Annotated in this window: 20 protein-coding genes; 9 read left to right on the top strand and 11 right to left on the bottom strand. The window is 33.8% G+C overall.

Annotated features, from left to right (window positions below; translation table 11 throughout):
- Window positions 1-38: 38 nt before the first annotated feature.
- Window positions 39-3,308 (bottom strand): CHAT domain-containing protein, encoded by a 3,270-nt coding sequence (locus tag FHK87_RS08105; protein WP_140592178.1) that lies wholly within the window; start codon window positions 3,306-3,308, stop codon window positions 39-41.
- Window positions 3,309-3,424: 116 nt separating this feature from the next.
- Window positions 3,425-6,697: a CHAT domain-containing protein gene (locus tag FHK87_RS08110; protein WP_140592179.1), complete on the bottom strand. Its 3,273-nt coding sequence runs from the start codon at window positions 6,695-6,697 to the stop codon at window positions 3,425-3,427.
- Between the two features lie 178 nt (window positions 6,698-6,875).
- On the opposite strand from FHK87_RS08110, the gene tyrS reads away from it, so the two are divergent.
- A complete protein-coding gene (gene tyrS, locus FHK87_RS08115; protein WP_140592180.1) occupies window positions 6,876-8,171 on the top strand; it encodes a tyrosine--tRNA ligase in 1,296 nt (431 codons plus the stop codon).
- A gap of 109 nt (window positions 8,172-8,280) precedes the next feature.
- Here tyrS and FHK87_RS08120 read toward each other — a convergent pair whose 3' ends face one another.
- From FHK87_RS08120 to FHK87_RS08140, 5 genes are all read right to left on the bottom strand, one after another.
- A complete protein-coding gene (locus FHK87_RS08120; RefSeq protein ID WP_140592181.1) occupies window positions 8,281-8,973 on the bottom strand; it encodes a zinc metallopeptidase in 693 nt (230 codons plus the stop codon).
- A 95-nt stretch (window positions 8,974-9,068) separates the two neighbouring features.
- Complete coding sequence (gene ald / locus FHK87_RS08125; protein WP_140592182.1) at window positions 9,069-10,193, bottom strand: alanine dehydrogenase; 1,125 nt, start codon at window positions 10,191-10,193, stop codon at window positions 9,069-9,071.
- Window positions 10,194-10,323: 130 nt separating this feature from the next.
- Window positions 10,324-10,587 carry a SemiSWEET family sugar transporter gene (locus FHK87_RS08130; RefSeq protein ID WP_140592183.1) on the bottom strand — a complete coding sequence of 88 codons (264 nt, stop codon included), beginning with the start codon at window positions 10,585-10,587 and terminating at the stop codon, window positions 10,324-10,326.
- Window positions 10,588-10,653: 66 nt separating this feature from the next.
- Window positions 10,654-13,467 (bottom strand): leucine--tRNA ligase, encoded by a 2,814-nt coding sequence (gene leuS / locus FHK87_RS08135; RefSeq protein ID WP_140592184.1) that lies wholly within the window; start codon window positions 13,465-13,467, stop codon window positions 10,654-10,656.
- A gap of 53 nt (window positions 13,468-13,520) precedes the next feature.
- Window positions 13,521-14,453, bottom strand: a complete 933-nt coding sequence (locus FHK87_RS08140) for a 2-dehydropantoate 2-reductase (RefSeq protein WP_140592185.1) — start codon at window positions 14,451-14,453, stop codon at window positions 13,521-13,523.
- Between the two features lie 167 nt (window positions 14,454-14,620).
- Between FHK87_RS08140 and FHK87_RS08145 the strand changes: the two genes are divergently transcribed.
- The 7 genes from FHK87_RS08145 (at window position 14,621) to FHK87_RS08175 (ending at window position 19,323) form a co-directional block, all read left to right on the top strand.
- On the top strand, window positions 14,621-15,499 hold the full coding sequence (locus tag FHK87_RS08145; RefSeq protein ID WP_140592186.1) for a cell division protein FtsX: 879 nt from the start codon (window positions 14,621-14,623) through the stop codon (window positions 15,497-15,499).
- A gap of 18 nt (window positions 15,500-15,517) precedes the next feature.
- On the top strand, window positions 15,518-16,348 hold the full coding sequence (lgt, locus tag FHK87_RS08150) for a prolipoprotein diacylglyceryl transferase (protein ID WP_140592187.1): 831 nt from the start codon (window positions 15,518-15,520) through the stop codon (window positions 16,346-16,348).
- Window positions 16,349-16,351: 3 nt separating this feature from the next.
- Entirely contained in the window at window positions 16,352-16,747 is a 396-nt protein-coding gene (locus tag FHK87_RS08155) for a hypothetical protein (RefSeq protein WP_140592188.1), read from the top strand.
- Window positions 16,740-17,009, top strand: coding sequence for a DUF3098 domain-containing protein (locus FHK87_RS08160; RefSeq protein WP_140592189.1), 270 nt, complete (start codon window positions 16,740-16,742; stop codon window positions 17,007-17,009). Before FHK87_RS08155 ends, FHK87_RS08160 begins: the two co-directional genes overlap by 8 nt.
- Window positions 17,010-17,072: 63 nt before the next feature.
- Window positions 17,073-17,867 carry an undecaprenyl-diphosphate phosphatase gene (locus FHK87_RS08165; protein WP_140592190.1) on the top strand — a complete coding sequence of 265 codons (795 nt, stop codon included), beginning with the start codon at window positions 17,073-17,075 and terminating at the stop codon, window positions 17,865-17,867.
- A gap of 16 nt (window positions 17,868-17,883) precedes the next feature.
- A complete protein-coding gene (truB, locus tag FHK87_RS08170) occupies window positions 17,884-18,591 on the top strand; it encodes a tRNA pseudouridine(55) synthase TruB (RefSeq protein ID WP_140592191.1) in 708 nt (235 codons plus the stop codon).
- 33 nt (window positions 18,592-18,624) lie between these two features.
- Window positions 18,625-19,323 (top strand): hypothetical protein, encoded by a 699-nt coding sequence (locus tag FHK87_RS08175; protein WP_140592192.1) that lies wholly within the window; start codon window positions 18,625-18,627, stop codon window positions 19,321-19,323.
- Window positions 19,324-19,367: 44 nt separating this feature from the next.
- On the opposite strand, the gene FHK87_RS08180 is transcribed toward FHK87_RS08175, so the two are convergent.
- Window positions 19,368-19,988: a thioredoxin family protein gene (locus FHK87_RS08180; protein WP_226294148.1), complete on the bottom strand. Its 621-nt coding sequence runs from the start codon at window positions 19,986-19,988 to the stop codon at window positions 19,368-19,370.
- Window positions 19,989-20,089: 101 nt separating this feature from the next.
- Between FHK87_RS08180 and FHK87_RS08185 the strand changes: the two genes are divergently transcribed.
- A complete protein-coding gene (locus FHK87_RS08185; RefSeq protein WP_140592193.1) occupies window positions 20,090-20,653 on the top strand; it encodes a DNA-3-methyladenine glycosylase I in 564 nt (187 codons plus the stop codon).
- A 4-nt stretch (window positions 20,654-20,657) separates the two neighbouring features.
- Here the strand turns inward: FHK87_RS08185 and upp are convergent, their stop codons facing one another.
- The 3 genes from upp to FHK87_RS08200 all read right to left on the bottom strand — a co-directional run bounded on the left by upp (window position 20,658) and on the right by FHK87_RS08200 (window position 22,578).
- Window positions 20,658-21,311, bottom strand: coding sequence for a uracil phosphoribosyltransferase (upp, locus tag FHK87_RS08190; RefSeq protein WP_140592194.1), 654 nt, complete (start codon window positions 21,309-21,311; stop codon window positions 20,658-20,660).
- A 26-nt stretch (window positions 21,312-21,337) separates the two neighbouring features.
- Window positions 21,338-21,979, bottom strand: coding sequence for a leucyl/phenylalanyl-tRNA--protein transferase (gene aat / locus FHK87_RS08195; RefSeq protein WP_140592195.1), 642 nt, complete (start codon window positions 21,977-21,979; stop codon window positions 21,338-21,340).
- Window positions 21,980-22,200: 221 nt separating this feature from the next.
- Window positions 22,201-22,578: a DUF3127 domain-containing protein gene (locus FHK87_RS08200; RefSeq protein ID WP_140592196.1), complete on the bottom strand. Its 378-nt coding sequence runs from the start codon at window positions 22,576-22,578 to the stop codon at window positions 22,201-22,203.
- Window positions 22,579-22,584 lie beyond the last annotated feature (6 nt).

Raw genomic sequence — 22,584 nt, forward strand, 5'->3', positions numbered from 1 at the left:
AATAGAGAATTAACTGTATTATTTTGACTCAATTGATTTTAATTTACCATTTTCTTTACTTTTCTTAGATACCAAAGTACGATCAAAACCAATAATCCTATCGCTCCCAATCCTACCACCCAATAGAGTAGAGTATTATCCTCAAAGTGCATCGCAGATGTATCGCCTACCAAATAAAAACTACCCCAGTAGAAAGGATCTCTACTATGTATATCTGCCTCTTTGATATATGTCAACTTTGCTTGTTGTAAGGCCTTGGATTTGTTCATCCCCTCTTTTAGGTTCTTGTAGAAGTATTGTATCAACTCCGGAGTGGTTCGGTCGGATACCGACCAGTTGGTCAATAACAAGCTCTTACTCCCTGCATATTGAAAAGCACTGCCTAAACTCATAATCCCTTCACCTTTGGCAATCTTACCAGAACCTGTATTACAAGCACTCAATACAGTAAGCTCTGCTGGAATATCCATAGCAAATAACTCATGACTATATAACAGGTTATCCTCTAAGGTGTCTTTGCTTTTGGTAAAATATAATTTTGAGTTCTCCGGATGCTCATTATCAACCTCGCCATGTAATGCCAAGTGTAAAATATTATATTGACTCGCTTTATCCTTAAAGTTCTTCTCTATAGCTTGTGAACCATAATAGTATTCTCCATCAATAATCTCTGATATCGCTCTGATTTCTGCTCTAGTGCCCGGTAGATCATCTCCTGTATCTCTTAAAGTAGCCAAGGTCATTGTAGGAGCATCTACTACCTGAGTACTATCTGAAAAAGAAAACGCTAAACACTCCTGTAATTTTGATACATCATCACTTGTGGTTGTGCTTTTTGAAAACAATAAATTCGCAGAATTGCCATAACTGATCGCATATTCTCGTAAAAGATAAGGCAAATCAGCAGGATTGTTAGAGGTAGGTTTTTGTGTCAATAACAAATCAAAATTAAGATGCCACAACGAACCATCGGGAATAATCAATAACTGATCCCCTTTACATTGATCTCGAATCGGTTTGAGTAGAGTAGTGTATAGTTCGTATGCCTGTTGTTTGTATTGTTGAAGGTCTTTATTAATAACTTGTGATCGAAAAGCTTCTATCTTTTTGGTAAGTTCTTTTGTTTGTAATGATTTTACATCAATAGCTTCTTTAGAGATTGTAAATGCATAAGTAGTACTATCCAAAGTAAAAAACTCTACTACTGTAGTTTGATCATCTAATTGTTGTTGAATATCAGCTACCGTTACAATAGTATTTTGATATTTCAGCTCATGATATTTGGGATAGTTTTGTTCTAAAACATCGATTAATGAATCCTGACTTCTATTGACCCTAAAAAGCTCATTCTCGAAAGTGGAAATCTTGGTAGAATCCACTTCTTGATTAGACAATTCTTCTGTAATTCTAGATTTATAAAACGATTTTTCGATACGAAGTTCTTTTTCTAAAGCAATCAAATCATCGGGCAGACCTGTAAACTTTTTAGCATTAGCATCGGTAAGAAGTTCTTTTAGGGTATTGGCTTTACTCTTTTCTGCATAATAAAAGGCCTGTTCAAGGGATTTTTGATCTTTTTCAACCTCATATAATGTCAAATGCGCAATAATTGCTCCCTCATAGACTTCTTTAGCGGTTTTAGAAAAAGTGAGTTTATCCTGATAATTGGTAAACGATTGCCTCATATTTTGAATTAAAGTATCGGCCTGTTTATACGTATTGATAGAATTTTGAAGAGAAGTCAAGTCTTGGTTCTCATCGTATATACTCTTATGTACCGTTGCTTCTCCAGTTAATGTTCCTAAATAATTAATAACATCAAGATATAGGTCTAAAAACAAGAGGTTATTATTTTTATCAAGTTTATTTGACTTTACATTCACTAGTTTTGCTTTATTGTAATACTCAAGTGCCTTTTTTAATTTTTTCTTTTCGGCATGAATAGCTGCGATTAAATTAAGGGATTCTACTGTAATAACACCATTCCATCCTTTTTGTAAATTGGTATTAATATCAATTGCTTTATTAAAAAAATATAATGCTTTCACATATTCCTTCTTTGACTTATAAATAACACCTAATAAACGGTATGAGTATGCAACCTGTCTACTTTTTTCTCCATAAATTCCCAACCTAAGATCTAGTGCTTTTTGAGTATATTCAAGTGCTTTTGGATATTCTCCTATTTCTTCATAAATGATTCCCATAGATTCATAGCAATTTGAAATTCTAGGATGATTTTCACTTAAAACAGAAAGATACATATTTAATGCTTTTTGAGTACATTCAAGAGCTTTTGGATAATTTTCTTGATGTCTATAATCAATACCCATATTATTAAAGTATGCGCCAATCCAAACATTATTTTTCTTTTTCGAGCTTATTTCTAATGCAATTGATTTCTTTAAATATTCTATAGATTTATCATAATAATTTTTATCTGAATAACATCGAGATATCCTTGAATATGTAAACGCTATGTTTTGAGATTCTTTTTCTAAACCACTCTTTTGTATGGCTAAACATTTTCGATAATATTCTAGTGCTTTGTCTACAAAACTAGTACTCAAATAAAACGAAGCTAAATCATAATATGTGTAGGCAGTTTCTAAATGATAAATTCCATAAGTCTTCTCTACAAGTGCCTTTGCTTTTTCGAGATATTTAAGTGCGCTTTTATAATTTCCACTTACTGTTAAAGCATCTCCAATATTTCTATATAAGATCAACAAACTAGAATCTTCTACTCCTAGAAGCTTAGTTTTAATACCAACTGATTTATAATAGTAATCTATGGCTTTTTCAAAATCAAAAAGTTCTCTATATACTAATCCCAGATTATTATATGACTCTGCAATATCTAGATTCACTTCTGGAAAATGTCTTCTCCTTATCCGTAGAGCTTTTTCATAATATTTTATAGATTGATAATAATCTTTGCCTGTAATTCGATAATAATATCCAATATTATCAAATGCCAATGCTCTCTGCAGATTATTTTCACTTAAAAAACTTATATTCAATACTTTTCTAGCAACATCAAGCATTTCTTTGAGGTTAAAACTTTTTTTATGTCCTTCAGAAACCTTATTATAACATCCCGCAACACGTTCCCATGCTTTGTGTTTTTGATAAATCAGCCGTGCCTTTTCAAATAACGTTATAGATTCATCATATTTTCGTTCTGTAAGTAAAGAATCTGCTGTTTTAAAATATTGAGAGGCTAATAAGGTATCTTTAGGTGTTTGTGACCAACTATAAACACTACTAAAAACACTAAGCAATAGAATTACAATACGTTTTTTCATAAGAGATAAGAGGTATAATACACGACATTGGTTAATACTAAATACAGCAAAAATATTGCCAAAAAGCAGCTTTAAAAGTTAAAATATAAGTATAGAAATAACGACAGGAAGCCATCTTAATTTACAGTTTTCTTTGCTTTTCTTCGATACCAAAGTAATATTAAAAACAATAATCCTATCGATCCCAATCCTATCATCCAATAAAGTAGAGTGTTATCCTCAAAGTGCATGGCAGATATATCCCCCACCAAATAAAAGCTCCCCCAGTAGAAAGGATCTCTACTGTGTATATCTGCCTCTTTGATGTACGTTAACTTTGCTTGTTGTAAGGCCTTGGATTTATTCATGCCCTCTTTTAGGTTCTTGTAGAAGTATTGTATCAACTCCGGAGTGGTTCTATCGGATACCGCCCAGTTGGTCAATAGCAAACTCTTACTCCCTGCATATTGAAAAGCACTACCCAAACTCATAATCCCTTCACCCTTAGCAATCTTACCTGAACCTGTATTACAAGCACTCAATACCGTAAGCGCTGCTGGAATGTCCATAGCAAACAACTCATGACTATATAACAAGTTGTCTTCTAAAGTATCTTTGATTTTGGTAAAATATAATCTTGAATTCTCCGGATGCTCATTATCAACCTCGCCATGTAATGCCAAGTGTAAAATGTTATATTGACTCGCTTTATCTTTAAAGTTCTTCTCTATGGCTTGTGAACCATAGTAGTATTCTCCATCAATAATCTCTGATATCGCTCTGATCTCTGCTCTAGTACCTGGTAGATCATCTCCTGTATCTCTTAAAGTAGCTAAGCTCATTGTGGGGGCATCTACTACCTGAGTACTATCTGAAAAGGAAAAAGCTAAACATTCCTGTAATTTTGATACATCAGTACTTGTGGTGGTGTTTTCTGAAAACAATAAATTCGCAGAATTACCATAACTGATGGCATATTCTCGTAACAGATAAGGTAGATCAGCAGGATTGTTAGAAGTAGGTTTTTGTGTTAATAGTAAATCAAAATTAAGGTGCCACAACGAACCATCGGGGATAATCAATAATTGATCACCTTTTAACTGATCTAAAATCGGTTTGAATAGAGTAGTGTATAGTTCGTATGCCTGTTGTTTGTATTGTTGAAGGTCTTTTTCAATCACTTTTGATCGAAATGCTTCTATCTTTTTGGTGAGTTCTTTTGTTTGTAATGATTTTACATCAATAGCTTCTTTAGAGATTGTAAACGCATAAGTAGTACTATCTGAAGTAAAGAATTCTACTACCGTCGTTTGATCGTTTAATTGTTGTTGAATATCAGCTACCGTTACAATAGTATTTTGATATTTTAACTCATGATATTTGGGATAGTGTTGTTCTAAAACTTCAATTAATGAATCCTGACTTCTATTCACCCGAAAAAGCTCGTTCTCGAAAGTAGAGATTTTGGTAGAATCCACTGCTGCATTAGACAATTCTTCTGTAATTCTAGATTTGTAAAACGATTTTTCGATACGAAGTTCTTTTTCTAAAGCAATCAAATCATCGGGCAGACCTGTAAACTTTTTAGCATTGGCATCGGTAAGAAGTTCTTTTAGGGTATTGGCTTTACTCTTTTCTGCATAATAAAAAGCTTGTTCAAGGGATTGTGGGTCTTTTTTAACCTCATATAATGCCAATTGAGCAGCAATTGCTCCCTCATAGACTTCTTTGGCGGTTTTAGAAAAGGTAAGTTTATCCTGATAATTGGTAAACGACTGCCTCATCGTTTGAATTAAAGCATCGGCTTGTTTATATATACTGATCGAATTTTGAAGATGAATAAGTTCTTGACCTTTATCAAATAATATTTCATATACTTTTGCTTCTCCGGTCAATGTCCCTAAATAATTGATAGCGTCAAGATATCGGTCTGAATAGGAAAAACTATTTATTTCACCAAAACTATTTACTTTTTGATTGGCTACTTTTGCTTTATCATAATTTTTGAGAGCATTTATAAATTCTTTCTTTTCAACATAAATTGTTGCAATTTCATTATATGATTCTGCTATAGCAATAGCATTATTAACCTTTAGATTAGTACTAATATCAAGTGCTTTATAAAAATATTGTAATGCTTTTGTATATTCTTTTTTTGACTTATAGATAGTTCCTAATTGATTATATGTATGAGCAACTCTTGTACTTTTCTTCCCATATCTTTTTAGTCTAACATTAAGTGCTTTGTGAAGAAATTTTTGTGCTTTCGTATATTCTCCTGTTTCTTCATAAATAATCCCCATAGATTGATAGCAATTAGACACTCTAGGACTGTTTTCATCTAAAACCGTCAAATATATTTTTAGGGCTTTTTGTGCGTATTCAAGAGCTTTTGGGTAATTTCCTTTATGCCTGTAGGCTATACCAATATTATTGGTATGCGCTGCAATCCAAATATTATTTTTTCTTTTTGAGCTTTTTTCTAAAATTATGGCTTTCTTCAAATATTCTATAGCTATATCAAAATTATTGTTATAAATAAGGGTACCCCCTATATTCCCTAAAGTAAATGCCATATTTTGAGGTTCTTTTTCTAATCCACTTTCCTGTATTTTTAAGCATTTTTGATAATATTCAAGAGCTTGGTCATAAAACCCAACTTTTGAATAAAACAATCCTAAATCAAAATACGTATATGCAGTTTCTAAATGATAAATTCCATAAATCTTTTCTACAATATCTTTTGACTTCTCAAGATACTTAAGTGCACTTTTATATTCACCTTTAGAAGTTAAAATATCTCCAATATGTCTATAGGAAACTATTAAACTATGATTTTCCGCATCTAAAAGTTTGGTTTTAATATCAACTGATTTATAAAAATATTCTAAAGCCTTATCAAAATCATATAATCCTCTATATGCTAATCCCAAGTTATTATACGACTCTGCAACCTTTAAACTCAATTTAGGAAAGTGGCTTCTATTTATCACCAAAGCCTTTTCATGACTTTCAATAGACTGATAATAATCTTTTGCTCTTATCCTATAATAATACCCAATATCATCAAACGCTATTGCACGTTGTAAACTATTTTTATTCAAAAGACCTGTCTCGATATTTATTACTTTTCTGGAAATATTCAACATCTGACTTAGGTTAGATGTTTTCTCATAATTCTTAGAAATCTTATTATAACACGTAGCAACACGTTCCCACACTTTATGTTTTTGGTAAATCGGTAGTGCTTTTTCAAATAGCGCTATAGATTCATCATGTTTTTCTTCTGTAAGTAAGGAATCTGCTGTTGCAAAATATTGAGAGGCTAACAAAGTATCTTTTGGCGTTTGTGACCAGACACAAACACTAACAAACATAATAAGCAAGAGTATTATAATACGATTTTTCATAGAGAACCAAAGGATTAGTATACTTATTAATAGCAAATAACGCAAAAATGTTACCCAAGAAAGTAGCTTTAAAAGTTAAAATGTGATACAAACAAATAATGCAGGATTTCTATCACTAGGATAGGGCAATATGAACCATATTTTTATCTTTGTCGATCTTAATTGAATACTTATGAAAATGGCTCAGAATTTTATAGAAGAATTACGCTGGAGAGGAATGCTACATGATGCTATGCCAGGCACAGAAGAATATCTACTAGAACAAATGCGATCTGCATATGTAGGCTTTGATCCTACGGCAGATTCGTTACATATCGGCAACCTTGTACCTATCATGCTATTAGCGCACTATCAACGAGCAGGCCACAAGCCTTTTGCTTTGGTAGGAGGAGCAACCGGTATGATCGGTGATCCCTCTGGCAAGTCTGCAGAACGTAATCTTCTTGACGAAAAGACCCTGCGCCACAATCAAGAAGCTATAAAAGCACAGCTAAGTCGATTTCTAGATTTTGATAGCGATGCGCCAAATGCTGCTATTCTAGTTAATAATTACGACTGGATGAGTCAATTTTCGTTTTTAGACTTCATTAGAGATGTAGGAAAACACATTACAGTCAATTACATGATGGCCAAAGATTCTGTAAAAAATAGAATTTCTTCAGAGTCTTCTGAAGGGATGTCCTTTACAGAATTCACCTATCAATTGGTACAGGGATACGACTTTTTACATTTGTACAAAGAACATGAGTGTACGCTACAAATGGGAGGTAGTGACCAGTGGGGTAATATTACCACGGGAACAGAACTTATCAGACGCATACAAGGAGGTAAAGGGTATGCATTAACATGTCCTTTGATTACAAAATCAGATGGTTCTAAGTTTGGTAAGTCCGAAGGTGGAAATGTATGGCTGGATGCCAAACGTACTTCGCCTTACAAATTCTACCAATACTGGCTCAATACCAGCGATGAAGATGCAGAAAAATACATCAAAATATTTACTTTCTTAACCGAAGAAGAAATCAATTCGCTAATTGCTACGCACAAAGAAACACCTCATCAAAGAGCTTTACAGAAAAAACTAGCAGACGAAGTCACTGTAATCGTACACTCACAAGAAGACTTAGATAATGCGATCAAGGCTTCTGCTATCCTATTCGGAAAATCTACTTCTGCAGATTTGAAGGATTTGGACGAAGCTACTTTTTTAGATGTTTTTGAAGGAGTTCCCCAAGCTGAAGTTTCTAAAGATTTACTTACTACCGGAATGGATATCATAGGAGTTTTAGCAGAACATACCGGTTTTTTAAAATCTAATGGAGAAGCGAGACGAGCATTAAAAGAAAACTCTATTTCTGTAAATAAAGAAAAAGTAAATGATAGCTACAAAATAGATCAAGATGATTTGATTAACAACCAGTTTGTTTTACTACAACGAGGTAAGAAAAATTATTTTGTAATTAGAGTAGTTTAAGAAATTATACTTCCTTTATACTATTAAAAGCACTACAAAAATGTAGTGCTTTTAATTTATATATTCAGAACTTCACAAAAACGCAACATTCTAAAACATGATTCGATTACTAGTCTCTTCTATTTAGAAAAATAGAGATAAAGTACAATAGTGTTGCCAGGGACCCCAAAGCAGCTACCAAATATGTTCTTGCCGCCCATTTTAAAGCATCTTTTGCCCCGGCATATTCCTGACGGGTTACCATATTTTTATTTTCTAACCATGCTAATGCTCTTTTACTGGCATCATATTCTACAGGTAATGTTATAAATGTAAATAAGGTCGTTACTGCAAATAATAAAATACCCAATAAAAACACCATATTACCTAAAGCCATGCCTGTAGCAGACAATACAAGTCCTCCCATAATTACAATGTTGGAAAATTTACTTGCAATACCAACTGCTGGTACGATCTTAGACCTCATCGTTAACCAACTATATGCTGAGGCATGCTGTACGGCATGTCCTACTTCGTGTGCAGCAACAGCTGCCGCAGCAGCATTACGTTGGTGATACACGCCTTCACTCAAATTCACTGTTTTATTAAGTGGATTATAGTGATCTGTAAGCATCCCCGGAGTAGAGATTACCTGCACATCATGAATCCCATTGTCTTGCAACATTTTTGTTGCAATTTCAGCTCCGCTCAAACCATTTTGTAAATGAATATTAGAGTATTTTTTAAATTTTCTTTTGAGCTTATTACTTACGTAAGAACTCACTAAAAATATAATTCCCGCTATGACATAATATCCTATCATCAGTATAATTTTTTATGTATATAAATATACTATATAAAAGCAAAAACCCCGCCATAATAGCGAGGTCTTCGGTTACATAAACTTGAGTTAGCCAATTAATCGAGTTTACTTGTATATGCATTTACGTCTTTCAATGGCAGGTCAAAAGCCTCTGATATTGCAGGATACACAACATCACCATTGATTACGTTTAATCCTTTTTTAAGCGGTTCATTTTCTGCACATGCTTTTTTCCAACCTTTGTTTGCAAGCTGAATCGCATATGGCAAAGTGACATTCGTAAGTGCCATTGTCGAAGTATAAGGCACTGCTCCCGGCATATTTGCCACAGAGTAATGTACTACATCGTCTATAATATATACCGGATCTTGATGTGTAGTAGGTTTTGTCGTTTCAAAACAACCTCCTTGATCTACAGCCACATCTACAAGAACTGTTCCCGGACGCATTTCTTTCAACATATCTCTAGTGATTAATTTTGGAGCTTTCGCACCAGGAATTAATACCCCACCAACAATAAGATCTGATGTTTTGATGTGTTTACGAATTGTATATTCGTTAGAATATTCTGTATTTACATTTGCAGGCATTACATCATCTAGATATTTTAATCGTTTTGGACTGATATCAAGAATTGTTACATCTGCTCCCATTCCGGCCGCCATTTTTGCGGCTTGAGTACCTACAACACCACCTCCAAGTACTAATACTTTTGCCGGAGCAACACCAGGTACGCCTCCAAGCAAGATCCCTCTACCTTTTAATGGTTTTTCTAAATACTTTGCTCCTTGTTGAATAGACATTCTACCTGCTACTTCGCTCATAGGAGTTAATAAAGGAAGGCTTCGATCAGGATCTTCTACAGTTTCATAAGAAACACATACAGAACCACTATCAATCATTGCTCTGGTCAACACCTCACTAGAAGCGAAATGAAAATAGGTAAAAAGAAGTTGATCTTTTTTGATTAAAGAATATTCTGGCGCTATGGGCTCTTTAACTTTAATAATCATTTCTGCAGTTTGATACACCTCTTCTATCGTAGGTAATATCTTTGCTCCTGCACCAATATACTCATCGTCTTCAAATCCGCTTTGAAGCCCGGCACTTTGTTGAACAAAAACCGTATGCCCATGTCTAACAAGTTCCATAACACCAGCAGGAGTCACTCCTACTCTGTTTTCGTTATTTTTGATCTCCTTAGGAACACCAATTATCATATTCTTAATTTTTGGTCGAAAATAGCTGTTTTTATGAAAAAAAACAATAAAAGAGAGGTCAAAAATATTTTATCAATAATTTTATTAAATTTTTATGAATTATGTTAAAAAAGAAAAGAATATTTTGTTTTTATCGATTTTTGTATCGTATTTTAAAAAACAACAGTAAAAAACCTAAAATTACTGTAACAAAATTTGCTAAAATAATAGGGACACTATCAATCAAAAACCCATAAACCAACCAACAAAGTAGTCCTGAAATAAAAATAAACAACATGGTCAATGATAATCCTTCTACAGACTTTGTTTTCCATGTTGTATACACTTGAGGTAGAAACGCTGTTGTTGTGAGTACTGCAGCAACAAAACCAAGAATTTCTATGGGATTGGTCATGCTTTCCTATTTTGAAACAAAGGTAGGCTTTAAAAAGAACACCTACCTTCATATAATTTTTTTTGGCTATCCTACAATGTTTACAATTTTGCCAGGCACTACAATCACCTTCTTGGGTTCGCGCCCAGCAAGTTGTTGTTGGGTTTTTTCGTGCGCCATCACTGCTGCTTCAATATCATCTTTGCTCATATCCAAAGGCAATTCTAACTCAAATCGTTTTTTACCATTAAATGAAATAGGATATACTTTTGAACTTTCTACAAGATATTTTTCCTCAAATTGAGGAAAATCTACTGTAGTAATAGAATTATTGTGACCTAACTTACTCCATAGTTCTTCTGCAATATGAGGTGCATACGGAGAAATCAACACCAATAAAGGCTCTAATATCGCTCTTGAACTACATTTTTGTGCAGTAAGTTCATTTACAGCAATCATAAAGGTACTTACCGAAGTATTGAAAGAAAAATTCTCGATATCTTCTTCAACCTTTTTGATGGTTTTGTGCAATGTTTTCAGGTTATCTTTTGTTGGTGCCATATCACTAACTTCAAAGGTATCGCCGTTGTGATATAATTTCCATAATTTTTTAAGGAAATTATGTACTCCTGTAATTCCGGCAGTATTCCATGGTTTTGCCTGTTCTAATGGTCCAAGAAACATTTCGTACAATCGTAAAGTGTCTGCTCCATAGTCATGACAGATATCATCTGGATTTACAACGTTGAACCAGCGTTTAGACATCTTTTCAACTTCACGACCTACAATATATTTTCCATCTTCGAGTGTAAATTCTGCCTCTTTAAACTGAGGCTGCCAATTTTTTAGACCTTCTATATCTAATTCGTCAGAACTATTAATTAAACTAACATCCACTCGTAATTCTTCTGTTTGATGATGATCTTTTAACCCTTTAGAAACATACGTATTTGTGCCACTTATTCTATACACAATAGCACTAGTTCCTAAAATCATCCCTTGATTGATCAGTTTTTTAGCAAATTCATCTACGGGTACGATTCCTTTATCAAACAAAAACTTTTGCCAAAAACGAGCATATAATAAGTGCCCTGTAGCATGCTCACTACCCCCGATATACAAATCTACTTGTTTCCAATAGTCAATCGCTTCTTTTGAAAACACCTCATTTTCATTGTGAGGGTCCATATATCTATTAAAGTAATAAGAACTCCCAGCCCAACCCGGCATCGTATTCAATTCTAAAGGATGAATGTTTACATGATCAATATCTTCATTTTTTGCCAATTCGCCTTTTAGGGCGTTCCATGCCCAAACTTCAGCACGCCCCAATGGTGGTTCTCCGGTTTCTGTAGGTAAATATTTTTTGATTTCCGGTAATTCGATGGGCAAATGCTCAATATCAATCATCTTTGGCATTCCATCTACATAATACACAGGAAAAGGTTCTCCCCAATATCGTTGACGACTAAACACTGCATCCCGTAATCTATAATTAATTTTTCCTTGCCCCTGACCGAGTTGCTCTAGTTCGTAAATCGCTCTTTTGGTCGCTTTCTTATAATTTAAGCCGTTCAAAAAGTCAGAATTAGCAATGATTGTCTTTTCTTTATCCGCAAAAGCTTCTTCAGAAATATCAACACCCTCAAAAATATTAGGGATTTCGATCTTAAAATGCGTTGCAAAATCATAATCACGTTGGTCTCCACAAGGTACTGCCATTACTGCTCCTGTACCATATCCGGCTAACACATAATCTCCGATCCAAATGGGTATTGGTTTTTTGGTAAATGGGTGCGCTGCATATGCTCCTGTAAATACTCCACTGATTGTTTTTACATCTGCCATACGCTCTCGTTCGCTACGTTTTGCTGTAGCCTCGATATAAGCATCTACTGCTTCTTTTTGCTCGGCAGTTGTGATTTTTTGAACCAATTCGTGTTCTGGGGCTAAAGTCATAAAACTTACTCCAAAAATAGTATCGGGACGTGTAGTAAATACTTCAATTACCTCATCATGATCTTTAACATTGAAGGTTACACTTGCTCCTTCTGATCGACCTATCCAATTGGTTTGAGAGTCTTTGAGTGGTTGCGGCCAATCTATGGTGTCTAATCCATCTAAAAGACGTTGCGCATAGGCAGAAATACGCATGCTCCATTGTGTCATTTTTTGGCGTACCACAGGATACCCCCCACGCTCAGACACACCGTTTACGATCTCATCATTCGCCAAAACGGTTCCCAACTGTGGACACCAGTTTACTTCGGTTTCTGCTAAATAGGTTAATCTATATTGCAATAAAATGGTTTGCTTTTCTTTTTCTGAAAAAGTGTTCCATTGGTCTGCTGTAAAGAACACGATGTTATCATCACAAACTGCATCCACATCTTCATTCCCCTGTTCTGCAAAAATCGCTTCTAAGTCAGAAATATTTCTTGCTTTGGCTTCTCTATTATCATACCACGAGTTAAAAAGCTCAATAAATATCCATTGTGTCCATTTGTAAAATTTTGGATCACTGGTTTTTACCTCTCTACTCCAATCAAAAGAAAATCCGATTTTATCTAGTTGTTCACGATAGCGAGCTATATTTTCTTTGGTTGTGATTGCAGGATGTTGCCCTGTTTGTATCGCATATTGTTCTGCCGGCAATCCAAAAGAATCATACCCTTGCGGATGTAATACATTAAATCCTTTGTGACGTTTATATCGCGCATAAATATCACTGGCAATGTATCCCAGAGGATGCCCGACATGTAACCCTGCACCAGAAGGGTAAGGAAACATATCCAAAACATAGTATTTTGGTTTTGAACTATTGTTTTCTGCTTTGAATGTTTGGTGCGCTGCCCAATATTTTTGCCATTTGGCTTCAATATCTTTAAAATCGTAGCTCATTGATCGTAAAATTAAGACCGCAAATTTACTAAAACCTTAAAGGTTTCGGAAGACTAAATGATTAATTTACGTGCTTTTGCTTCTACAGGCGCTAAACAATTGTAAATAAAACTATTTACCGGTGTCAAAACGTCTAGTTTTTCACCTTCTTTCACTATAAATCCATTGAAGTTTTCTAATTCAGAGGGGCGTCCTTCTAAAATATCGCGTTGCATAGATGCAGTAGCTTCATAAGACTGTTTACTAATAAACATCATAATACGATCTACAATATCTCTAGGCAGTGCCACACCTTTTGCAATAGCGACATTATAAATTTCTAAAGCTGTTTGTCTTAAGATTTCTCGAGTACCCGCATGTTCATACATTTCTCCTATGGTAACTCTTGTCAATGCTCCCAAACCACTTACGGTAGCTATAAACATAAATTTACTCCATACATCTACTTGAATGTCTTTTGAAATTGTACTCTCAAAACCTGCTTTATCAAATATTTCTTTGACTTTTTGTACTCGTTGTGTATCCTTTTTGTCCAGCTCTCCAAAAACCACTTCGGGAGGATGTCCAAAATGAGAAATCCTCCCAGGCGCTTCAATTTTACTATAGATTTTACATAATCCTCCTACAACATGCTTTGCAGTTATGGCTGCACATAACTTTCCAGCATTGTCTGCCCCATTTTGTAAGGGAATTACAATGGTATCTTCTTTTAAAATAGGTTTGATCAACAATCCTGCTTCTTTAACTTGCCAAGATTTTGTGCAAATCAAGATCAAGTCTGCTTTCTCGACCTTGCTCATATCATCGGTAACCAGATATGGATGTGTTACAAAATCTCCATTAACACTCTTTACCTGCAATCCATTTTTTTGAATGGCTTCTAGATGTTTCCCTCTGGCAATCATCGTTGTTTTTTGCCCTGAGTATGAAATTTTTCCTCCAAAATACCCTCCTACACCACCAATACCAACAATCACTATATGCATACCTTTAATTTTAAAAATTTAGAACAGACGACTTTTTATAAAAAACGCACAACACAATTTAGTGTTCGTATTTCGTATTCATAAAAAATAATTACCGCTAAGATTGCGTTATTTTCTTTATTAAAGTTAGTTAACTTTATTATTTTTACACACAAATCAATGTATTTATGAGTTCATCTTTTGAAAAGTACCAAAAACGGCGACTAATTTCTTCTTATTTCTCTGTAGTGATTAGTATCTCTTTGGTTTTGTTTTTATTGGGCTTATTAGGTTTGTTGGTTTTAAATACGAAAAAGGTAGCAGATCATTTTAAAGAAAAAATTGCTTTGACAATTTATCTGAAGGATAGTGCCAAAGATGTAGAAATCAAACAACTTGATAAAACACTTGCTCTGGCAGAATATACTAAGTCTACCACTTATATCTCTAAAGATGAAGCTGCAGAAGAACACAGCAAAGATATCGGAGAAAACTTTATGGATTTTTTGGGATATAACCCACTACAGAATTCTATAGATGTATATCTAAAAGCTGATTTTGTAGATCAGGCAAAAATAGAGGAGATTAGTACAACGATTAGTAAAAAAGATTTTGTAGACGAGGTTGTATACGACAAACCTCTAATATCTCTACTTAATGACAATATTAAACGGATTAGTTTTTGGGTACTCCTCATTAGTGGTTTATTTACATTTATAGCTGTATTATTGATTAATAGTTCTATACGCTTATCGGTATACTCCAAACGTTTTATCATAAAAACGATGCAAATGGTAGGCGCTACCAAAAAATTTATTCGCAGACCTTTTGTATGGAAAAGTGTACGCTTAGGAATGATTGGTGCTATTGTAGCTTTGATTGGGGTAGCTATTGTTTTGTATTATTTAAACAAAACCTTCCCCGAGTTAGCACTTCTGGATGACAAAATCCTAATCTTTACCTTGTTTGCTGGTGTTTTTGGAATCGGTGTATTCATTACTTGGATTAGTACTTTTTTTGCTACACAACGATTCTTAAACCTAAGAACAGACGAGCTTTATTATTAACTATCGCCAAGAAAAATTATGGGACCTATCTATTGGGATCTTGATCCGGAAATCATCACTCTATTTGGTACTTTTCCTCTCAAATATTATGGGCTCTTTTTTGTAACCGGTATTATTTTATCTTACAAACTTGCTCAACATATTTATAAACTTGAAAAAGTTCCTGTAGATGACTTGGATAAATTAGCTACTTTTTTATTTGTAGGAATATTAGTAGGTATGAGATTAGGACACTGTTTATTCTATGACTTTGAATATTTTTCTAAGCATCCTTTAGAAATATTTTTACCTTTTCAAATTACAGATGGCAACTGGACATTTACAGGGTTTGCAGGATTAGCAAGTCATGGGGGCAGTATCGGAGCCATTATTGCTATCATTTGGTATGCTCGAAAATATAAAACCAGTATAGTATGGATTCTAGATCGTATTGCAATAGTTACTCCAATAACCGGTGCTTTTATTCGTTTGGGAAACTTCATGAACTCAGAAATCTATGGAAAACCAACAAACGGAGACTATGGAGTGGTATTTGTTAGAGACGATATGATCCCCAGGCATCCCACACAGATTTATGAAGCATTTGCTTATCTAGTAATTTTTGGATTGCTTTGGTATCTCTATAAAAAAACAAATATTACATCAAAAAGAGGGGCTTTATTTGGGTTATTGTTGTCCATACTTTTTACAGCAAGATTCATCATAGAGTTTTTTAAAGAAAATCAAGTCGCTTTTGAAGATAGTATGTCTTTAAATATGGGACAATGGCTTAGTGTTCCGTTTGTAGTGGCAGGTATTGCCTTACTCTTTTTGCATAAAACTAATAAAAAGGTCAAAATAACTTCTTAGCTTATGGGTAAAGCAGGAAAAATATGGTTTATAAGCGCTTTGATCCTTTTTATAGCTTTTATGGCTGTAATGATACAGACTTTTAGGCCTGTTCGTAATGTTCAACCTGAAGATGTAATAAAAATTGAAGGTATTGTTACTGATATTAAAGAAGCACCGGGATATGATATCGCTATTACAATTAAAGATGACGTGCACTACTACTACATCAATAGAGGTTTACAGCAAGGTTTGAATATAGAAAATCTTCGAAATCAGCTAATAGATCAAAAGATTACTTTGTATGCTTTAAAAAGATGGACTATATTTACCCGTGATTATAACATGGGTCATGTTTCAAAGTTAATATTCAATGATTCCATTATTTATAATGAAATAAAAAACGATTCTAATGAGTAAATCAAAACACCAAAAAGACGTTGTCGCACAGCAAAGCTTTGTATTCGGCAAAAAGAACTATACGTTTATGGCTATTGGAATGGCAGTAATTGCACTTGGTTTTATCTTAATGGCCGGTGGTGGCAGTGACGACCCAAATGTTTTTAATCCTGAGATTTACAATTTTAGAAGAATCCGACTAGCTCCCGCTATTGTATTGCTTGGTTTTGGTATAGAAGTATATGCCATTTTATTAAATCCTGATCAGAAGAAAAAAAGCTAATTCAGGATTTTATACACAGGTAATTCTATATTTGCATCAAATTAAAGTAAACCCATATACTTCATGGAAATTATTGATGCTATCATATTAGGGATTATACAGGGATTAACAGAGTTTTTACCTGTTTCTTCAAGTGGTCATTTAGAGTTGGGAAAAGCAATTCTAGGAGACCAGAGTATTCCTGAAGAGTCTCTTTTATTTACAGTTGTACTACATTTTGCAACCGCCTTGAGTACTATTGTTGTTTTTAGAAAAGATATTTTCAAAATTATTGGTGGGTTATTGGCTTTCAAAAAGAATGAAGAAACTTTATTCTCGCTCAGAATCATCATCTCTATGATTCCGGCGGTAATTGTTGGGTTGTTTTTTGAAGAGCAGTTAGAACAATTATTTGGCGGAGATGTTACTTTTGTAGGGTTTATGCTTCTTATTACAGCAGTATTATTATGGTTTGCTGATAAAGCTAAAAGCACACGTAAGCCGGTAAGCAATTCAAATGCTTTTGTTATTGGTATTGCACAAGCCATCGCGATGTTACCTGGTATTTCACGAAGTGGAGCCACAATTTCTACTTCGGTATTATTAGGAAATGATAAAACTAAAGCAGCTCGTTTTTCTTTTTTGATGGTTATCCCCTTGATTTTTGGAAAGACAGCAAAAGACCTGGTCAGCGGTGATCTTTCTTTTTCTTCAGAAAACGCAACGGCAATCGGAATAGGTTTCTTGGCTGCCTTTGTTTCTGGACTCTTTGCATGTACATGGATGATTTCTCTAGTAAAAAAGAGTAAGTTAACTTATTTTGCAGTATATTGTGTTATTGTTGGCTGTATTGCCATCATATTTGGTTTTACTAAGTAGCCCCCTGGATTTCATTATGTTAACCGAGCAAGATTATAAAAATGGTCAAGTTATTTTGATTGACAAGCCACTACAATGGACTTCATTTCAAGTGGTTAACAAAGTGCGTTGGTTAATCAAAAAACATTTTGGAATCAAAAAAATAAAAGTAGGTCATGCCGGTACATTAGATCCTCTAGCTTCTGGATTATTAATTATATGCACAGGCAAATTCACTAAAAAAATTCAAGAATTTCAAGGACAGAAAAAAGAATATACAGGCACAATAATGCTCGGTGCAACGACACCATCTTATGATCTGGAAACTGAAATCGACGAGACATATCCTATTGATCACATTACAGAAAACCTTATTAAGGACACAATACCAAATTTTATTGGCGAAATAGAACAGTATCCTCCTGTATTTTCTGCGTTAAAAAAAGATGGAAAACGATTATATGAATATGCCAGAGAAGGAGAATCTGTTACTGTAAATCCAAGAAAAATAAATATATTAGATTTTGAAATTACCAGAGCACATCTACCTAAAATCGACTTTAGGGTAGTATGTAGTAAAGGAACATATATACGATCTCTAGCACATGATTTTGGAAAAGCTTTAAATAGTGGGGCGCACTTAACTGAATTGAGAAGAACCAAAATAGGGGATTTTTCTGTCGAAAAAGCAAGTACTATAGCATCCTTTGAAGATCAGTTGCATGTTAAAATTGAAACTACATAAAATATTGTATAATAAAAGTAGTTATAGAAACCTATGAAATTTATAGAAAAACATAAAGCTCTGATTATCACATCTATGCTGATGGGTATTTTTGTTCTTAGCTTATATAACATAAGCATGTTTAAGAAGCAAAAAGAACAATCAGAAATTCTTATGGAAATTCCTGAAGAGTTCCTTGCAGAACAGGAAGAAGAACCTGATGAAGAAATGGTTGAACAAGCAGAACGACAACTTATTGCTTCAAAAAGAACACACTCTGCATATAACGAAGACTTTGAAGACCATGATGAAATAGAACAACGAATAAAGTCTTTGACCGAAACCGAAGAAACTACATTAGAAGAAAGTGAAGAATTAAAAGTTACTGAAGGAGAAGTTCCTATCGAGGAGGAGAAAAAAGCAGAAAAGGAAAGTAAAGAGGCCGCAAAAGCCGAAGGTAAAACTACCAACAATAGAAATAGTTCTTTGACCTATAGTTTAAAAAATAGGCAATCTATAGACTTGCCCAACCCCGTATACACTTGTAATGGTAGTGGTAAAGTGGTGGTGAAGATAAAGGTAAACAATAATGGTTATGTAATCGACACAAAAGTAAACAAGAAAAGATCTACTACTAGAAACGAATGCTTGTTTGATAATGCTATGGATTATGCAAGACAAGCATTGTTTTCACGTTCTGATATCGAAGAGCAAGAAGGAACGATTACTTATTATTTTAATTATAATGAATAATTAAAATACTTTTTAAAATCTTTCCCTTAAAAATTTTATTAGTTTTACTTTAATAATGCTAATAAATCTTCAACAACATTTGCGCCTTTATTTTTGTTGTACCAAACTTGCAAATCTTGTTTAAACTCAGCATCCAAGCCTCCATGTTCTGCCTTATAATCATTAACCATTTTTGTAGCAGTAGATGGTCTTGGACCCCACGAATATAAAACTTCTTTATTCTCTGGGTTATATCCTATTAATTTAGGGATAGACTTTCCACCATTAGTTAAAAACTGATTCATCAGTTCTTCATTTTCATCTCTCAAAACTATTTTAAGATCAATATTCTCATTTAATTCCGTGATTTTATTAATCACAGGTAGAGATTGCGCTGCATCACCACACCAACCTTCAGTCAATACTAACCAGGATACTTTCTTTTCGGTTTTAGAAAAGTGTTCTACAGCAGCATCTTCTATTTTTATTGTTTTATCCAGTCGTTTCATTCTGCGATCATTCAACATACTATAATTAGTAAGTGATTCTGATTGCTCAACTCCTGTCGATTTTCCTTCTGCAAGTAAGTCACTTACAAGTTTTTTGTACTCTAAGTATGTGTATGATTTTGCTATTCCTTGTTCAATTAATTCAGGTATATTCATTTTTTCTATAGTCTGTTCCATAATCAATTCTGTTATAAGAAATATGACGAAGTATATTCTTAAAACTTACAAATTATAATTCTTCTCAAAAATAATATATTTACATTTCAAAAGGAATCTATATGCAAAAACATAGATGCGGGTGGTGTGTTGGAGATCCACTATACGAAGCATATCATGATAATGAATGGGGTGTACCTGTACATGATGATCAAATTTTATTTGAATTTTTAGTTTTAGAAACTTTTCAAGCTGGATTAAGCTGGATCACCATTCTTCGTAAAAGAGAAAACTTCAGAGTGGCTTTTGATCATTTTGATTATAGAATTATAGCTAATTATAATGATACTAAGAAAGAAAGCCTTCTTCAAGATGCCGGGATTATAAGAAATAAATTAAAGGTAAACGCTACGATAAGTAATGCTCAAAACTTTATTAAAGTTCAAGAAGAATTTGGAAGTTTTGACAACTATATTTGGGGGTTTATTGACCAAAAACCTATAAAAAATAGTTGGAAACATCATAAAGATTGCCCTGCTACAACAGAGATGTCTGATCGTATTAGCAAAGATCTAAAAAAACGAGGTTTTAAATTTGTAGGCTCTACTGTTGTGTATGCTTTTATGCAAGCGACAGGAATGGTAAACGACCACGTGCAAGAATGTTTTAGATATAACAAAGTATAACCAACTATAGTTTACTTCCAAAAGCTAAATCTCCTGCATCCCCCAAACCGGGAACAATATAACTTTTTTGGTTGAGCTCTTCATCTATTGCTGCTATCCAAAGGTGGGTATTTTCAGGAAAAATATCTTTTATAAATTCAACTCCATCACTAGAGCCAATTACAGAAACAATATGGATTTGTTTTGGCATACCGTGTTTTTGTAATGCCAGAAATGTATTTTCGAGGGTTCTTCCTGTAGCCAGCATAGGATCTGCAAGTACAAGAACTTTGTCTTGTATAGAAGGTGATGCCAAATAATTAACTACAATATCAAAATCATCATCGTTATTTTTATGATCTCTATATGCCGATATAAAAGCGTTTTCGGCTTTATCAAAGTAGTTCAATAACCCTTGATGTAGCGGTAATCCAGCTCTCAAAATAGAACATAAAACGATATCATGTTGAGGCACAGATATCTTTTTATATCCCAAAGGTGTCTTAATATCAAGAGATGTATACAGTAACGACTTACTAAGTTCATAACTTAAAATCTCGCCTATACGTTCTATATTTTTTCTAAAACGCATTGCATCCTTTTGAATATCAACTTCTCTAAGCTCTAATACAAATTGATTGAGTATTGATTGTTCTTCTCCTAAGTTATGAATTGTCATCTTTTTTTATCTTTAAATTAAAATGATTAAGGTTTTAAAAGTTTTATAAATTGATCTCTCGAAATTTCGCGAGCTCCAAGGCTTGCCAAATGATCTGTATATACTTGACAATCTACCAATTTCAAGCCGTAGTTGTTTAAATATTCTATTAATTTGATAAATCCATACTTTGAAGCATTGCTTACTTTTGCAAACATACTTTCTCCACAAAATATCTTTTGAGTATCTAACCATACACCATATAAGCCTCCTACTAGTATTGAGTTTTCCCAAACCTCAACAGAAATTACATGCCCTAGTCTATGTAATTGTAAAAATGCATCTCGCATTTCTTGGGTTATCCATGTACCTTCTTCTCCAGAACGTTTAATGGTTGCACAATTAAGAATCACATTATCAAAATTGGTATTAAACGTTACTTCAAACTTATCCTTGCGTATCAATTGACGCATGCTTTTACTGATCTTTAATTCTTCTGGAAAAAGTACCATTCTGGGGTTAGGACTATGCCATAAAATTGGTTCTCCTTCATTATACCAAGGAAAAATCCCATTACGATATGCTTCTAATAATCGATCAACAGACAAATCACCACCCAAAGCTAGTAGTCCATCAGAATCAGCATAAGAGGCATCAGGAAATTTTATAATATCAGAAAGAATGTACAATACCTTTTTATTTTAACGTTTATACAAAGTTAAATATCAGCCTGTTCTTTGAATTAAACAAAAAAAATCACAATATTTGTTAAGACCTTTTAAGAAAAATTTTTGTTCATCATTGCTTTTTTGAGTTTTATTAAAAGGTTAACCTAAAACCACAATAGTAAAAAGTCCGATATTTTTATAATCGGACTTTTTTTATGCAATTAAAATGATGATTTATTTTTCTAAAATGGTAAATCATCATGATCTTCTTCAGAAAAATCTGTTGCCGGTTCAAAAGCATCAGCAGGTGGTGTCGGAGGAGGAGATGACATTGGAGCCGCAGATTGAAGGTTCTCTATTCTCCATCCTTGTATTGAATTAAAATATTTTGTCTCTCCTTGAGGGTTTACCCACTCACGACCTCTTAAATTAATACTTATTTTAACGTCTTGCCCTACTTGAAAAGTATTCAACAAATCACACTTATCCTGAATAAATTCTACCATGATATGCTGAGGATATTGTTCTTCTGTAGTCACTACAATTTCTCTCTTTCTAAAACCATTGCTACCAAAGGTTTGCGTTTCACCGATCATCTTTACTTTACCTTGTACTTCCATCTTGTT

It is taken from the genome of Aquimarina algicola (assembly GCF_006443095.1).
Taxonomy (GTDB): Bacteria; Bacteroidota; Bacteroidia; order Flavobacteriales; family Flavobacteriaceae; genus Aquimarina; species Aquimarina algicola.